The following is a 14,431-nucleotide window of genomic DNA, read 5'->3' as shown; positions in this document are numbered from 1 at the left end:
CTGTCCCCCATGGCAATGATCGACATCAAATCCCCCGAGAACGTCTCCACCGCAGCCGTCGTATCGCTTGGTCTGCTCGGTGGCTGGCTCACCGCCCGCGAGACGGGCATCCGCCCCCTGGGTGGTGCGGTACTCGCAGCCGCCGGCGGCTGGGCCGCCCGCTCCTGGCTGGCCAAGACCAACCCGGCGACCACCGCGGCGCTGACCTCCCTGTACGTAGTCTCCTTCGGAGCCTCCCACCCCCTGGCGAAGAAGATCGGCTCCTGGCCGGCGGTCGGGGCGGTCACGGTCGTCGCCGCGGGCGCCGCCTACGCGCTCTCCGACGCGAAATAATCTAGCCGGCCTCAGCTGCCTCCAGCTCCGCGTTGAACTCCCTCTTCGACTCCTGCCACTGGTCCTCGGTCATGCCGATCCGCCAGTAGCCGGAGATGGAGACGTCCTCCCGCGGCACGCCGCTGTCGAGGAACAGGAAACGGCGCAGCTCCTTGAGCATCTCCGCCACTCCGTGCACGAACCAGCTGGTGCGCTGATGCGGGATCCCGGCCGAGCGCACGGCCGCCGAGAGTTTCGTGCCGTGGGTCGCCCCGTTGCGCGGCACCCAGTGCAGTCTCACGCCCTCGGGTTCCGGCATCTCGAAGGTTGAGCCGGCGTCGGCGATCTCCACGTAGACGTCCGCCGTCGCTCCTGCGGGGAGCTTTTCCACGCCCGCCGCTATCGCCGGCGCCGCCGACTCATCGCCGACGAAGACGAAGTGCCCGTAATCCTCTGCGGGACGCCATGCTCCGCCGGGGCCCTGGAAGGTGAGGATGTCCCCCGTCTTCGCCCGCTGCGCCCACGGGCCGGCCAGGCCTGCGGATCCGTGGGTGACGAAGTCGACGTCGAAAAGCCCGGTCCGGGTGTTGATGCGGCGGAACGTGTAGGTGCGGGTGACCGGCCGTGGCTGATCTTCGCCGCCGAAAATGAACTTGACGTAGTGGTCGGTGTGGGGCAGATCCGCGCCGATCAGGTCCGGGCAATGGAAGCTGATGCGGACCAGCTCGTCGGTGAGTCGCCGGACATGGGTCACCGTGGCGGTGCGTCGCGGGCGGTTCGGGCGGGTGGGGGTGGTCATGGACAATCTCCTGACTGTAATTAGGTGACCCTAACCTACCAGGAGACCGTCCCGGAGGTAAGTGCCGCTGCGGGGTCCCCGACGCACCCGGCTATTCCTGCCGGCGTTCCAGACGCCAGCGATCATGCAGGTTCCCGATCACCCGCACCAGGGCGCCGACCGCGAAAGCAGCGAACACGGTGCCCTCGCGCACACCCTGGAGGCTGCCCATCAGCACCAGGGAGAGCAGCGCCGAGATGCTCACCAGGGTCCAGTCGAAGATCATCTTCACCTTGCCGAACGGCGCCCTGGACATCGTCGTGATCACCGTGATCAGTCCGTCCGCGGGGATGTAGGTCAGCCTGGGCTGCACCTCGATGTAGACGCCGACGGCGATGAGGACCACGCCGATGATGGTCCACACCCACTGCACGGCATAGTTCGAGGGCTCGAGCCACCAGGTCAGCGACATGGCCAGGTCAATGAACCAGCCGAACAGGAAGGCCACCGGCAGCTGCAGCAACTGGACGGGCGGAAATTTCCGGCGCTGCAGGATGATCACGATCACCAGCATCAGCACGTTGAACAGCACGCTGTAGGTGCCCACGCTGAGCGGGGTGGCCAGCGACAGGACCGTCGGAAACGAAGTGATCGGCGCGGTGCCCAGGGCCGCGCGCACGGAAGCCGCCACGCCCAGGGACATGATGAAGATGCCTAACGTGAACACCAGCACCCGGCGCAACTGACGCAGGATCACCGGGGACTCACGGTGGTGACCCGGCCCGCCTGTGGACGGGAGAGGAAGTTGACCATGTCGGAGCAGTGTATCGGCCTCTGCCCACAAAAGCAGAAGGGGCGACCACCGACGCCCCTGCGGGGACTGCGGTGATCGCCCTGAACTGTCCGGTCAGCTGCGACCGGCCTCGAATGCCGCACCGACGCGGTAGAGACGGTCATCGGCGAAGGCCGGGGCCATGATCTGCAGGCCCACCGGCATGCCGGAGTCCTCCGCGAAACCGGCGGGCACGGACATGCCGCACAGGCCCGCCAGGTTCAGCGGCAGGGTGCACAGGTCGAAGTTGTACATCTCGACCGGGTCGGCGACCTTCTCCCCCAGTTTGAACGCGGTGGACGGGGTCGTGGGCGTGACCAGGACATCGACCTTCTCGAAGGCCCTGGCGAAGTCCTGCGCGATGAGGGTACGCACGCGCTGTGCCTGCAGGTAGTAGGCGTCGAAGTACCCGACGGACAGCGCGTAGGTGCCCAGGATGATGCGGCGCTTGACCTCGTCGCCGAAGCCGGCGGCGCGGGTCAGCGCCATGACCTCGTCGGCGGAGTGGGTGCCGTCATCGCCGACGCGCAGGCCGTAACGCATGCCGTCCAGGCGGGCCAGGTTGGAGGAGACCTCACACGGCATGATCAGGTAGTACGCGGCCAGGGCGTCATCGAAGTGAGGGCAGTCGACCTCGATGACCTCTGCGCCCTGCCCGGTGAGCTGGTCGAGGGAGGCATGGTAGCTGCTCATCACGCCGGGCTGCCAGCCGTCGCGGTCGAACTGCTTGACCACACCGACCTTGAGGCCCCTGAGGTCGCCGGATGCACCCTCGCGGGCCGCGGCGACGACACCGGCGATCGGACGGTCGACGGTGGTGGCGTCGAACAGGTCGTGCCCGGCGATGACCTCGTGGAGGAGGGCGGCGTCGAGAACCGTGCGGGCGGTGGGGCCGGCCTGCTCGAGGGAGGAGGCAGCGGCGATGAGCCCGTAGCGGGAGACGGTGCCGTAGGTCGGCTTCACACCGACGGTGTTGGTCAGGGCGGCCGGCTGGCGGATGGAGCCGCCGGTGTCGGTGCCGATCGCCAGCGGGGCCTGCCCGGCCGCGAGCGCCGCGGCGGAACCGCCACCGGAGCCACCGGGGGTGCGTTCCAGGTCGTAGGGATTGCGGGTGGGGCCGAACGCGGAGTTCTCCGTGGAGGAACCCATGGCCAGCTCATCCAGGTTGGTCTTACCCAGGATGGGGATACCCGCCTCGCGGAGCTTGCGGGTCACCGTCGCGTCGTAGGGGCTCATCCAGCCCTCGAGGATCTTCGATGCACCGGTCGTCGGCGCATCCGTGGTCACGATGACGTCCTTGAGTGCCAGCGGCACGCCCGTGAGAGGCGAGGCGGGGGCCTCGCCTGCGTCGAGACGCTTGTCCACGTCGTCGGCCGCCTGCAGGGCGGCCTCGGCGCCGACATGCAGGAAGGCGTTGATCTCCCCGTCGGTCTCGGCGATGCGGTCCAGGTGGGCCTGGGTCACCTCGCGGGAGGAGACCTCACGGGAATGGATCTTCTCCGCAAGTTCAGCGGCGCTGAGGGAGGTCAGCCCGGATTCGGGCAAAGTGTAGGTGGTCATGTCGGGGTTACTCCTCACCCAGGATCTGCGGAACCATGAAACGGCCGTCCTCGACCGCAGGGGCCTGGTCAAGGGCCTGTGCGGCGGTGAGGGTGGGCACCACGACGTCGGCACGCATGGCGGTCGCGATCGAGTGCGGGTGGCTCATGGGCTCAACCCCCTCGGTGTCGACCTTCTGTACGGCGGAGACGGCATCGACGATCTCGTCGATCTGCTCAGCGAACAGCTTGAGCTCCTCCTCGCTCAGAGCGAGTCGGGACAACATGGCGAGGTGGGCGACCTCATCACGTGAAATTTCGGACACGGGGACTACATCCTTTACGCATCGTTAAATGAACCTTCCCCATGCTACTGCAGGCCCGTGGCCGGAACTTATCCGAGGTACCCGGACGGCATATGTCGAACGTTATCTATGATGGAGTTACCCCGAATTAATTTGCCCCGGAAAGGGAGTCTCCACCACCATGTCTTTTCTGATCCGTGTTCTGCTCCCGGATGTCCCGGGAAGCCTCGGGCAGCTCGCGGAAGCGATAGGACTGGCGGACGGCAGCATCCAGTCCGTCGACGTCGTCGAGACCTTCCCGGACGGCACGGTGATGGACGACATCGTGGTGACCCTCCCCAACGGGGCAATGGCCGACACCCTGATCACCGCCGCCAACACGGTCGACGGCGTCCTGGTCGACTCCATCAGGCCGTTCTCCGGTCGTGTCGACCGCCGCGGTCAGATTCAGATGCTCGCCGAGGTGGCCTCCCACGCCCGCAACCTTCCGCGTGCGATGCAGGAGCTGGTGACCGTCATCCCGCGGTCCATGACCGCCTCCTGGGCGGTCGTGCTCGACCACACCGCCCCCGGCACACCCATCACCCGGATCGCCGCTTCCCAGGCGGCTCCCGAGGATGACGGCTCCTCCCCCGTCGACGTCGACGTCCCCCGCGCCCGCACCCTCAACCCCGAGGCCGAGGAATGGGTGCCCGAGTCCTGGGGGCTGCTGGATTCCGCTCTCGCGGCCACCCCCATCGGCGCCACCGGCATGGTCCTGGTCGTCGGACGTGCCGGTGGACCGGATTTCCTGGCCACCGAGGTCGAGCACCTCGGCCACATCGGCCGCATCGTCGGCGCGATCCTGGCCTGAAGCTGCGCAGCTACTCCGCCGAACCGGTCTCCAGAAGCCTGACGAAGCCGGCCTCGTCGAGGATGGTCAGGCCCAGGTCGCGGGCCTTCGTCTCCTTGGAGCCGGCGTTCTCGCCCACGACGACGAAGTCGGTCTTCTTCGACACCGAGCCCGACGCCCTGCCGCCCCGGGAGATGATCGCCTCCTTGGCCCCGTCGCGGGAGAAGCCCTCCAACGAGCCGGTGACCACGATGGTCAACCCCTCCAGCGTCCGGTCTGCGACGTCGCCGCCGGTCTCCGCCATGGTCACGCCGGCGGCGGCCCAGCGATCGACGAGTTCGCGGTGCCAGTCGACCTCGAACCAGGACTTGAAGGATGCGGCGATGATGGCGCCGACGCCGTCGGTGTCGGCGATGTCTTCCGCGGGGGCGTCGATAAGCACAGGCAGGGAACGGTATCGGGTGGCCAGCGCCCGGGCGGCGGTCGGGCCGACGTGGCGGATCGACAGCGCCACGATCACCCGCCACAGCTCCGTGTTCCTGGCCTCCGCGAGGTTGGCCAGCAGCTTCTCACCGGAGGCGTTCACCTTGCCGGTCTTGGTGGTGTAGACCTTCGAGGCCAGCAGTTTCTCCGCCGTCAGGTCGAAGAGCTCGGATTCGTCGCTGAGGATGCCGGTACGGATGAGATCCTGGGCACCCTTCTCCCCCAGCGCCTCGATGTCGAAGGCGCCCCGGCCCGCGAGGTAGGTCAGACGCGAGGACAGCTGCGCCGGGCAGGAGCGGGTGTTGGGGCAGCGCCAGTCGGCGTCACCCTCCTTCTGCGGGGCCAGGCGGGTGCCGCAGGAGGGGCACAGGGTGGGGAAGATGAACCCGCGCTCGGAGCCGTCGCGTTTCTCCACCACCGGGCCGAGGACCTCGGGGATGATCTCGCCCGCCTTGCGGATGACCACGGTGTCTCCGATGAGCACGCCCTTGCGCTGCACCTCGGTCTGGTTGTGCAGGGTGGCCATGGAGACGGTTGAACCTGCGACGAACACGGGCCTCATCACCGCGAAGGGGGTGACACGTCCGGTGCGGCCGACGCCGACCTGGATGTCCAGCAGCTTCGTGGTCACCTCCTCCGGCGGGTACTTGTAGGCGATCGCCCAGCGGGGCGCGCGTGAGGTGGCTCCGAGGGCGCGCTGCTCGGCGTAGGAATCCACCTTGACCACCAGCCCGTCCATCTCGTGGTCGGCGTCGTGGCGGTGCTCTGCCCAGTAGCGGACCTTCGACACCACCTCCTCGACCGAATGGATCTGCTCCGTGTAGGGGCTGACGGGCAGGCCCCAGGCGGCGAGCGCCCGGTAGGCGTCGTGCTGGGAGACGGGGCTGAAGCCTTCGCGGGCGCCGAGGCCGTGGGAGATCATCCTCAGGCGACGCTTGCGCACGTCCTCCGGGTTCTTCTGGCGCAGGGATCCCGCAGCCGCGTTGCGGGGGTTGGCGAAGGGTTTCCCGCCCTCGACCTGCCGCAGCTCGTTGACCTCGGCGAAGTCCTCGATGGCGATGAACACCTCGCCGCGCACCTCCAGCAACGCAGGCACGGGGAACTCCCCGGTGGCGGTGAGCTCGTGCGGGATGTCGTCGATGACCCGGGCGTTGGCGGTGACGTCCTCGCCCACCCGGCCGTCGCCGCGGGTGGCGGCACGTTCGAGACGACCGTCGCGGTAGACCAGCGCAAGGGACAGCCCGTCGATCTTCAGCTCGGCGAGATAGGTCTCGCTCGGGGTGCGGGTGAGCCACTCCCTGAGCTCGTCCTCGTCGAAGACGTTGTCCAGGCTCATCATCCGTTCGAGGTGCTCGACGTTGGCGAAGGTGGAGGTCACGGCCGTGGGGGCGCCGACCTCCATGGTGGGGCTCTCCGGGACCGCGAGCTCGGGGTGCTCCTCCTCCAGCCTCTGCAGGCGCCGGAAGATCTCGTCGAAGTCGGCGTCCGGGATCTCGGGCTTCGCGTTGTAGTAGAGGTCCCGGTGGCGGCGGACCTCCTCGGCCAGTTCATTCCACTGGCGGCGCAGCTCGGGGTCGAGGTTACTCACAGACTCAGTCACAGCACCCGAGTCTACTGGCGGGATGTTGCCCGGAGATGTTGTGTCGGGGCCAGGGTCTAGGGTGGATTCCATGACGAACACCTCAACCGGCTTCGACGCGACCCGCATGTTCTCCTTCGATCTCGAGACCACTTCCGCCAACCCCCTGGAGGCCAGGATCGTGACCTCGGCGCTGGTGCGCATCGACGGCCGCTCGGTCGACGCCGTCGAACACCTCGCAGACCCCGGGATCGAGATCCCCGAGGGTGCGGCGAAGATCCACGGCATCACCACGGAGAAGGCCCGCGCGGAGGGTCGTCCGCATGATGAGGTGCTCGCGGAGACGGTGCAGCAGATCAAACAGGCGTGGGCGGATGGCCTGACCCTGATCGTGTTCAACGCCAGCTACGATCTGACGGTGCTGCGCCAGCTCACCGGCGATTTCACCGTCACCGGACCTGTCTTCGACCCGTACACGGTGGACAGGATCAAGGACCCGTACCGGAAGGGCAGCCGCACTCTCACGGCGATGTGCGAGCACTACGGCGTGGAGCTGGGTAACGCCCACGAGGCGACCGCCGACGCCCTGGCGGCCGCCCGCATCGCGTGGAAGCAGACGCGCAAATGGCCGGAGATCAGCCGTATGAACGGGGGCGAGCTCATGGAGTTCCAGGCAGTCGGCTACCACGACCGGCAGAGTGACTTCGCCCGCTACCTCGAGGGCCAGGGCAAGGACCCCTCCACCGTGAACACCAGCTGGCCGATGCAGGGCTAGGCCTCCCCTATCCGGCCCTGTTCACCTCGTGGACGTGTGCCAGGGCCCGCAACGCGCAGACCGACCAGTGGAAGAGCAGGACGGTCAGCCACACCAGGCTCACCCAGTTCCACCAGCCGAGCCCCGTGACCTGCGCCAGCTGGTAGCTGCCCAGGGTGCAGGTGCCGGCGGGGAACACCGAACCCCACCAGCCGGGGTAATAACCGGGCCAGGTGAGAATGTCCCGCCAGAAGCGCCAGGCCGCGTACAGTGCCATGGGCACCCCGAGGGCGAACATGACGTAGCCGACGGCGATGCCGATGAACTCCCGGCTGCCGCCACCGCCGTTGCCCAGGGGGTTGTGACTGAGCAGGATGGCGACAGCGGTGGACTGGCCGACGATGCCCAACGGGATCCATGCGGTACCGGTCAGCCCGGGCGGGAGGTAGAGCCTGCCCCGGAGGAGTTCGAGATACACACGCGCGAAGACGGGCAGTGCCGTGACCATGCTGAGGAGGAAACCGGCGAAGGCCACCAGCCACACGGCGCCGGCCCAGTGGCCTTCCAGCACACCGGATTCGACGAGCTGCGCACCGGAGTTGGCGGAAACCATCGGCGGAACCAGCGACAGGCCCCAGAAGAAGGTCGGGGCGCCGTGGAACTGCCTGAGCTGCCAGAGACAGATCACCAGGGCAAAGGGGGTGGCGACCAACCAGGTGACCAGCTGCCATCCCCAGCTGCCGGTGACCCGGGTCCAGGCGGCACCCAGTGCCAGCACGCCCATGAAATACATGCCCCAGGGTCCCATGTAGGGCTGGGTGAAATGGGGGTTGGCGTGCTGCAGCCAGCCGACACTCACGGACAGGAAGATAAGGCTGGCGACGCCCAGCAGCAACGGGCTGAGAAAGGTGGCCCCGTGGATGTGCGTCATGGTGGCCGCCAGTGAGGTACCCATGACGCTGCCTGCCCAGGCGGGGCCGAGCGGCGGGAGCGGGTAACGGGGCATGATCCTCGACCTTAGGGGCTATGTTCGCGGACTAATCAATCAGCCCCTCATTTACTTGCAGCGACGGTAGCTGAGCTGTTGACCATCGGCAACGCGTGAGGGACGCTTGCTGCATGACGATGTCCACCGCGGTCGAGGCCCGGGGTCTGAACGTGACCCGGGGATCACGCCGTCGGCCCACCCCTGTCCTGCACAGCCTGGACTTCCGGATCCCCGCCGGCTCCATCACAGGCCTGTTCGGCCCCTCGGGCTGCGGCAAAACCACCCTGATGCGCACCATGTCCGGGCTGCAGCGCTTCACCGGTGAGCTGCAGGTGCTGGGCTGCCCCGCCGGTGATTCTTCCCTGCGGAGTCGGATCGGGTACGTCACCCAGTCCCCCAGCCTCTACCCCGAACTCACGGTGGACGAGAACCTCGCCTACTTCGCCCGGCTGGCGGGCGGGGCCGCGGGCGGGGTGGTGGAGAAGCTCGGCCTGGAGGATGTCCGCGGCGACCGGGTCAGTGACCTCTCAGGTGGCCAACGCGGACGGGCGTCCTTGGGCGCCGCGCTCGTGGGCGAACCGGAGCTGCTGATCATGGACGAGCCGACCGTCGGTCTGGACCCCGTGATCCGGGCCCAGCTGTGGCGCAATTTCCACTCGCTGGCCGATGAGGGCCGCACACTCATCGTGTCCAGCCACGTCATGGAGGAGGCGGGCCGGTGCGATCTCCTGCTGCTCATGCGCGCGGGCGAGATCATCTGGCGGGGTGTGCCCGCCGAGCTGCTCGAGAGCACCGGCACACAGAGCTTCGAGGACGCTTTCCTCGCCACCGTCGAGAGGCCCGCACGATGAACCCCACCCTGCTCACCGCCACCGCCGGCCGGGTCCTGCGGCAACTACGTGCCGACCCCCGGTCGATGGCTCTGCTCCTGGTCGTCCCGGTGCTGCTGCTCACACTGTTCTACTTCATCTATCAGGACAACCCGCAGCTGTTCAACGTCGTCGGCGTCGTCATGACGGTCGTCCTCCCCATGTCGCTGATGTTCATCGTGTCGTCGGTGACCATGCAGCGCGAACGCGCGAACGGCACTCTCGAGCGACTGTGGACCACCCGCCTGCACCGGGGTGATTTCATCGGCGGTTATGCGCTCGCGTTCGGTCTCCTCGCCGTCCTCCAATCGCTGATCCTGGTCGCGGTGATGGACCTGTTCATGAACGTCACCTCCCATGCCGAGTGGTGGATTCTGGCGCTCATCGCCGGGGCGACGGGGGTGACAGGCCTGTCCCTGGGGTTGCTCGGCTCCGCGTTCGCGCGTTCCGAGTTCCAGGCGGTTCAGCTCATGCCGGTGCTGATCATCCCGCAGATCCTGCTGTGCGGACTCCTTGTTCCCCGCGCGCAGCTCCCCGAACTGCTGCGCTGGCTTTCCGACGCCATGCCGTTGTCCTATGCCGTAGAGGCCGCCACCGAGGCAGCGCGCTCCGGCTTCAGCCGCGACGTCGCACAGAACACCGCGATATGCATCGGTTTCGCGCTCGTCTTCCTGGCCCTGGCGGCGGTGACGATGCCGCGGCGCACCCGGTGACCCGGGGTCAGAGGTCCCCGGCGTCCGTGCGCAGCATCTTCTCCACGGCTGCGGCCATCCGGTAGGCCTGGGCCGCCTGTGTGACGGTGCCGTGGGTGATTCCGGCGCGCGGGTGGACGTCGACACGATCGGTCAACCACCGCGGGTCCAGGCCGAGCTGCTCCCAGAACCGGGCGACGGCGACGGCCCGCTCCCGGGGGCGGGCGAGCAGTTCGTCGACGCGGTCCTCCGGACCTGTCACCCCCAGGCCGATGCGGGTGCCGGCGCTCACTGTCTGGCCGAGGCCGTCGAGTTGTTCCGTACCCGTCACCTGGTCGAGGGTGATCAGGACCGTCTGCGCCCCACTGTCACGGGCCACGTCCCACAGGGGTGCGTAACCGGTCTGGTTGAGCATGACGTGCTCGGAGTCGAGTCCCTCGACCACGTGAGCCAGGCGTTCCGCCAGGTCCTTCGGGTTGACGGGCCGGACGGGGTTGAAGGCCGTGGCACCCCGCAGTCCGCCGGAGATGTCCGGCAGGTCGGGTTCGTCGATCTGCACGGTGACGTCCGCATGGAATCGGGTGGCCACGTCACGGACGTGTTGGTTGACGCCCTCGATGAGTGCGTCGGTGAGATCGCGTAATGCTCCCCGGTCGGTGATCACCCGGTGCCCGTTGGCCAGTTCGATCCCGGCGGCGAGGGTCCACGGTCCGGTGATCTGGACCTTGAGGTTCGGGATCGTGGTGCCCCAGGCCTCCTCGAGCTCGTCGAGGTCCCGGTTGAGCAGGTCCCAGGTGCGGCGGGTGAGCAGCTGCGGGCGATCGGTCATGATCCAGGAGCGGGGCCCCCGGTCGACGATGACGGCCTCCAACAGTCCGGCGGTGCGTCCCACCGGGTCTGAACCCAATCCCCGGTCGGGCAGCTCGGGCAGGTGCGGGAGGTCGCCGGTCTCGGAGAGGATGACGTCGGCGGCCCCGGGGATCGAGGTGCCGGGCAGCGGGCCCAGTCCGTAGGCGGTCACAGGGTTTCCGTCCCGCAGATGGTGCCGGAGCCGAGGACCACGTCCCCCTGGCCGTCCGGATCCGGGAGGTAGAGGACGGCGGCCTGGCCGCGGGCGACGCCCTGGAGGGGTTCGTCGAGAAGCAGCGTCATCTGGTCTCCCTGGATCGACGCGCGGCAGGGGCTGATGCCGCCGTGGGCGCGGACCTGGACGATGGCCTCGAGGGAGCCGACCATCTCCGGGTGGAGCACCTTGAGCCGGTCGGCGTGGATGACTCCCACCGAGAGTGCGGCTCGCGGGCCGACGGTGACGGTGCCGGTGGCGGCGTCGATGTCGGTGACGTAGCGCGGGCGGCCGTCGGCGGCGGGGTCCCGCAGGTCCAGGCCCTTGCGCTGACCGATGGTGAAATTCCAGGCGCCGTCGTGCTCGCGGAGCTCGTGGCCCTCCTGGTCCACGACCAGGCCGGGGCGCAGGCCGATGCGTGCGCCGAGGAAGGCCTGGGTGTTGCCGTCGGGGATGAAGCAGATGTCATAGGAGTCCGGCTTGCGGGCCACCGAGAAGCCGCGGGCGGCGGCCTCCTCGCGGATCTGCGGCTTGGGGGTGTCGCCGACGGGGAAGAGGCAGCGGTCGAGCTCGTCGCGGGTGAGCACACCCAGCACATAGGACTGGTCCTTGTGCTCGTCGGAGGAGCGGCGGAGGTGGCCGTCGGCGTCGATGACGGCGTAGTGGCCGGTGGCCACCGCATCGAAGCCGAGGGCCACCGCGCGGTCGAGCAACGCCGCGAACTTGATCTTCTCGTTGCAGCGCAGGCAGGGATTGGGGGTTTCGCCGCGGGCGTAGGACTCGACGAAGTCGTCGATGACGTCGGCCTTGAAGCGGTCGGAGAAGTCCCACACGTAGAAGGGGATGCCCAGCTTGTCGCACACCCGGCGCGCGTCCGCGGAGTCCTCCAGGGAGCAGCAGCCGCGGGAGGACTCGCGCACGGCCTGCGGATCGCGTGAGAGCGCGAGGTGGACGCCGACGACGTCGTGGCCCGCCTCCACCATCCTCGATGCGGCCACCGCCGAATCGACGCCGCCGCTCATGGCAGCCAGTACGCGCATGTGCCTCCTCCTGTTCCTCTCACACTCTTATAACTGTCAATCCTGCAGAGTAATCCCCCGGACCTCCGATCCGAAACTCCCGGAGGATCTGCTGGTTCTGCACTGGAGGCAAACTTCCAGTACTTCCAGAGGGCCACTGATGTTCTCGAGCATCCACAGATGTCCCTGCCTCCCGGCCCTCCCCGCCGGGCACGTCCTCAAGGTTAGTGGGCATTCAGATCCACGCCCCCTCGTTCCGGGGGGTCACCGACCAGCAGATGCGCATGCTCTACGCTCTGGCTGAGCTGTCCCCGGACAACGGACCCGCCCGAACCGGTGGCATCGCCGCCCACCCGCACCTGAGACCATAGAAGACCATGACACCTAAGAATCGCCGTTCCTCCCCCACCACTCCCACCACGGGTGCCGTCGCCGGCACCTATGAGATCTCCACCGGCACCGCCGAGCTCGTCCCCGACGACTTCTTCCCGGACGCCTGGACTCTGATGATCAACGGGGTGCCCTCCTCCCACGTGCAGATCGGCCGCCCCGAGGTCCTGGAGTTCGAGTACATGCGCTGGATCGCCGCCATCGTGGAGCAGCAGGTGGCGTCCCATCTTGACCCGGATTCGCTGCGGGTCACCCACCTGGGCGGTGCGGCGTGTTCCATGGCCCGTTATTTCGCCGATCTCTGGCCGAAGTCCCGCCACACCGTCGTGGAGCTCGACGCCAGACTCGCCGCCTACGTGCGGGAATGGTTCGACATTCCGCGCGCACCCACGGTGAAGATCCGGGTCGGCGAGGCCGGCGAGATCACCGGGGATTTCTACCCCGCCAGCCGCGAGGTCATCATCCGGGATGTGTTCGCCGGCGCTAAGACCCCCGCCAGCTTGACGACGCCGTCCTTCTTCCGCGCCGCCCACGCCGCCCTGATCCCGGGTGGTTTGTACGTGGCCAACTGCGGTGACTACTCCAGCCTGATGGCCACCCGGGCGGAGCTGGCCGGCATGGCGGAGGTGTTCGACCACGTCGCGGTGATCGCCGACCCGCCGATGCTCAAGGGCCGCCGCTACGGCAACATCATCCTCATCGGCAGTGACCGTGAGCTTCCGGCAGAGGGGTCCACCGGGGCGGCGTCGCTGGCGAGGGTGCTGCTCGGCGGCGCGGTGCCCGCCCACTACAAGGATGAGGCGTGGACGAGGGCGCTGTTCCGCGGGACCGCTCCGCGTGCCGACGGCCCCGACATTCCTTCCTGACAGAGCACGGATCCACGCTGATCGGCACGATCGTGCCCAAGGATAAGGGGTCGGAGATGCCTCCGGCTGGAACTGATCGGCTCAGCTCGCGTTCGTCAGGAGAATGAGCAGGTCGCCGATGGAGTAGTCGGGGTTCTCCGCCATGACCAGCAGGTCGTCGAGGGGCAGTTCACCGGATTCCAGAAGTCCACGGACGCGGTTGGCGATGTCGCCGGCCACCACCGGGTCGATGCCCGCCTGTTCGGCCGCACCCGTCAGTGCGTCGGGGGGCAGGAGACCCGACTCGACCGCGAGGATGAGGGCCGTCAGCGCGGTGTTCTCGCCACCGAGGGTGTCCAGGACGGCGGGGCCGGTGCCGGATTCCAGCACGCCGCCCAGGTTGACGTGGTTGCCGCCGACGAAGTCGTTGAGCTGTGCCTCGGTGCCGTTGAAGAGGTTGAGGTCCACGGGCCCGTTGACGCCGGGGACGCGGCCGACGTCGGAACGCTGCCAGAAGGTGAGCTGGTTCCAGCCGCCGACGGTCTCCGGGACATGGTTCTGGTAGGCCGCCAGCCACAGCGGGTGGCGGGTGAACTGGTCGGTGTCGTTGAGGTGCTCGCGCCAGAAGTAGCGGTAGGTGTAGATCATCGGGCTGCGTCCGGTGAGTCGCTCGGTCTCGCCGAGGAAGTCACGGACCCAGTTCTGCAGCTGCCCGGGGTCGAGGCCTTCATCCACCTCGATGTCCAGGACCGGGGGCAGGGAGTGGCTCGGGGCGGCGGCGAGGGTGGCCGCGTAATGGGCGGCCTGGGCGCGGGCATCGCCGGCCGGGCGGGCGTAGTGGTAGGTACCCACGAGCAGTCCGGCCTGATGGGCGGCGTGGACGTCCTCGAGGTAGTGGGGGTTGACCCAGCCCTCCCCTTCGCTCGCCTTGATGAAGGCGAAACGCTGACCGTCAGCGGCGACCTCCCGCCACTGGATGGGGGCGCCGTCGCCGCGCTGGTGACCGGAGACGTCGATGCCCGAGGGTGCCACCGAGGAGAAGGCGGTGGCCGGGATGCCGGACAGGGTCAGCGCGAGGGTGGCGGATGTGAGGACAGCGGTCATTCGACGGAGAACCTTCATGAGTATCAAAGCTAACGCATGAGATCACAT

General features: G+C 68.1%; 16 protein-coding genes. 7 read left to right on the top strand and 9 right to left on the bottom strand.

Going from position 1 to position 14,431, the window contains the following annotated elements; all coding sequences use genetic code 11:
• The first annotated feature begins 9 nt into the window (after positions 1–9).
• Complete coding sequence (locus tag CETAM_RS05595; protein ID WP_156227773.1) at positions 10–333, top strand: hypothetical protein; 324 nt, start codon at positions 10–12, stop codon at positions 331–333.
• 1 nt (position 334) lies between these two features.
• Here CETAM_RS05595 and CETAM_RS05590 read toward each other — a convergent pair whose 3' ends face one another.
• The 4 genes from CETAM_RS05590 to gatC form a co-directional block, all read right to left on the bottom strand.
• A complete protein-coding gene (locus CETAM_RS05590; protein WP_156227771.1) occupies positions 335–1,111 on the bottom strand; it encodes a siderophore-interacting protein in 777 nt (258 codons plus the stop codon).
• A gap of 91 nt (positions 1,112–1,202) precedes the next feature.
• Complete coding sequence (locus tag CETAM_RS05585; protein WP_156227769.1) at positions 1,203–1,847, bottom strand: YczE/YyaS/YitT family protein; 645 nt, start codon at positions 1,845–1,847, stop codon at positions 1,203–1,205.
• Between the two features lie 150 nt (positions 1,848–1,997).
• Positions 1,998–3,482 (bottom strand): Asp-tRNA(Asn)/Glu-tRNA(Gln) amidotransferase subunit GatA, encoded by a 1,485-nt coding sequence (gene gatA / locus CETAM_RS05580; protein ID WP_156227767.1) that lies wholly within the window; start codon positions 3,480–3,482, stop codon positions 1,998–2,000.
• 7 nt (positions 3,483–3,489) lie between these two features.
• Positions 3,490–3,786, bottom strand: a complete 297-nt coding sequence (gene gatC, locus CETAM_RS05575; RefSeq protein WP_156227765.1) for an Asp-tRNA(Asn)/Glu-tRNA(Gln) amidotransferase subunit GatC — start codon at positions 3,784–3,786, stop codon at positions 3,490–3,492.
• 160 nt (positions 3,787–3,946) lie between these two features.
• Between gatC and CETAM_RS05570 the strand changes: the two genes are divergently transcribed.
• The gene (locus CETAM_RS05570) at positions 3,947–4,618 is read left to right on the top strand and encodes an ACT domain-containing protein (protein WP_156227763.1); all 672 of its coding nucleotides are present in this window, start codon (positions 3,947–3,949) and stop codon (positions 4,616–4,618) included.
• Positions 4,619–4,628: 10 nt separating this feature from the next.
• Here the strand turns inward: CETAM_RS05570 and ligA are convergent, their stop codons facing one another.
• Positions 4,629–6,752: an NAD-dependent DNA ligase LigA gene (gene ligA / locus CETAM_RS05565; protein WP_407923957.1), complete on the bottom strand. Its 2,124-nt coding sequence runs from the start codon at positions 6,750–6,752 to the stop codon at positions 4,629–4,631.
• Between ligA and CETAM_RS05560 the strand changes: the two genes are divergently transcribed.
• Positions 6,751–7,434: a 3'-5' exonuclease gene (locus CETAM_RS05560; RefSeq protein WP_197085804.1), complete on the top strand. Its 684-nt coding sequence runs from the start codon at positions 6,751–6,753 to the stop codon at positions 7,432–7,434. The genes ligA and CETAM_RS05560 overlap by 2 nt on opposite strands.
• A 7-nt stretch (positions 7,435–7,441) precedes the next feature.
• Here the strand turns inward: CETAM_RS05560 and CETAM_RS05555 are convergent, their stop codons facing one another.
• Positions 7,442–8,419 (bottom strand): SLAC1 family transporter, encoded by a 978-nt coding sequence (locus CETAM_RS05555; RefSeq protein ID WP_156227759.1) that lies wholly within the window; start codon positions 8,417–8,419, stop codon positions 7,442–7,444.
• A 113-nt stretch (positions 8,420–8,532) separates the two neighbouring features.
• Between CETAM_RS05555 and CETAM_RS05550 the strand changes: the two genes are divergently transcribed.
• Together CETAM_RS05550 and CETAM_RS05545 are read left to right on the top strand one after the other, a co-directional pair.
• Entirely contained in the window at positions 8,533–9,252 is a 720-nt protein-coding gene (locus CETAM_RS05550) for an ABC transporter ATP-binding protein (protein WP_156227757.1), read from the top strand.
• On the top strand, positions 9,249–9,983 hold the full coding sequence (locus CETAM_RS05545; protein WP_156227755.1) for an ABC transporter permease: 735 nt from the start codon (positions 9,249–9,251) through the stop codon (positions 9,981–9,983). Before CETAM_RS05550 ends, CETAM_RS05545 begins: the two co-directional genes overlap by 4 nt.
• 7 nt (positions 9,984–9,990) lie before the next feature.
• Here CETAM_RS05545 and CETAM_RS05540 read toward each other — a convergent pair whose 3' ends face one another.
• Together CETAM_RS05540 and mnmA are read right to left on the bottom strand one after the other, a co-directional pair.
• The gene (locus CETAM_RS05540) at positions 9,991–10,983 is read right to left on the bottom strand and encodes a uroporphyrinogen decarboxylase/cobalamine-independent methonine synthase family protein (protein ID WP_156227753.1); all 993 of its coding nucleotides are present in this window, start codon (positions 10,981–10,983) and stop codon (positions 9,991–9,993) included.
• Positions 10,980–12,065, bottom strand: coding sequence for a tRNA 2-thiouridine(34) synthase MnmA (mnmA, locus tag CETAM_RS05535; protein WP_156227751.1), 1,086 nt, complete (start codon positions 12,063–12,065; stop codon positions 10,980–10,982). The genes CETAM_RS05540 and mnmA overlap by 4 nt, the downstream gene beginning before the upstream one ends.
• A gap of 206 nt (positions 12,066–12,271) precedes the next feature.
• Here mnmA and CETAM_RS05530 point away from each other — a divergent pair, with 206 nt between their 5' ends.
• Both CETAM_RS05530 and CETAM_RS05525 read left to right on the top strand, forming a co-directional pair.
• A complete protein-coding gene (locus tag CETAM_RS05530) occupies positions 12,272–12,415 on the top strand; it encodes a hypothetical protein (protein ID WP_156227749.1) in 144 nt (47 codons plus the stop codon).
• A gap of 6 nt (positions 12,416–12,421) precedes the next feature.
• Positions 12,422–13,300, top strand: coding sequence for a spermidine synthase (locus tag CETAM_RS05525; RefSeq protein WP_156227747.1), 879 nt, complete (start codon positions 12,422–12,424; stop codon positions 13,298–13,300).
• Positions 13,301–13,381: 81 nt separating this feature from the next.
• Here CETAM_RS05525 and CETAM_RS05520 read toward each other — a convergent pair whose 3' ends face one another.
• Positions 13,382–14,383, bottom strand: a complete 1,002-nt coding sequence (locus tag CETAM_RS05520) for a glycoside hydrolase family 25 protein (protein WP_231587598.1) — start codon at positions 14,381–14,383, stop codon at positions 13,382–13,384.
• Positions 14,384–14,431 lie beyond the last annotated feature (48 nt).

It is taken from the genome of Corynebacterium comes (assembly GCF_009734405.1).
GTDB classification, from domain to species: domain Bacteria; phylum Actinomycetota; class Actinomycetes; order Mycobacteriales; family Mycobacteriaceae; genus Corynebacterium; species Corynebacterium comes.
This window is presented reverse-complemented; position numbering and strand designations above follow the sequence as displayed.

Bases quoted from the DNA above. Each gene is read 5' to 3' on its own strand.
- CETAM_RS05550 (WP_156227757.1), top strand. From the start codon at position 8,533: ATGACGATGTCCACCGCGGTCGAGGCCCGGGGTCTGAACGTGACCCGG.
- CETAM_RS05595 (WP_156227773.1), top strand. From the start codon at position 10: ATGGCAATGATCGACATCAAATCCCCCGAGAACGTCTCCACCGCAGCC.
- CETAM_RS05555 (WP_156227759.1), bottom strand. From the start codon at position 8,419: ATGCCCCGTTACCCGCTCCCGCCGCTCGGCCCCGCCTGGGCAGGCAGC.
- CETAM_RS05590 (WP_156227771.1), bottom strand. From the start codon at position 1,111: ATGACCACCCCCACCCGCCCGAACCGCCCGCGACGCACCGCCACGGTG.
- ligA (WP_407923957.1), bottom strand. From the start codon at position 6,752: ATGGAATCCACCCTAGACCCTGGCCCCGACACAACATCTCCGGGCAAC.
- gatA (WP_156227767.1), bottom strand. From the start codon at position 3,482: ATGACCACCTACACTTTGCCCGAATCCGGGCTGACCTCCCTCAGCGCC.
- CETAM_RS05525 (WP_156227747.1), top strand. From the start codon at position 12,422: ATGACACCTAAGAATCGCCGTTCCTCCCCCACCACTCCCACCACGGGT.
- CETAM_RS05560 (WP_197085804.1), top strand. From the start codon at position 6,751: ATGACGAACACCTCAACCGGCTTCGACGCGACCCGCATGTTCTCCTTC.
- CETAM_RS05570 (WP_156227763.1), top strand. From the start codon at position 3,947: ATGTCTTTTCTGATCCGTGTTCTGCTCCCGGATGTCCCGGGAAGCCTC.
- mnmA (WP_156227751.1), bottom strand. From the start codon at position 12,065: ATGCGCGTACTGGCTGCCATGAGCGGCGGCGTCGATTCGGCGGTGGCC.
- CETAM_RS05545 (WP_156227755.1), top strand. From the start codon at position 9,249: ATGAACCCCACCCTGCTCACCGCCACCGCCGGCCGGGTCCTGCGGCAA.
- CETAM_RS05520 (WP_231587598.1), bottom strand. From the start codon at position 14,383: ATGACCGCTGTCCTCACATCCGCCACCCTCGCGCTGACCCTGTCCGGC.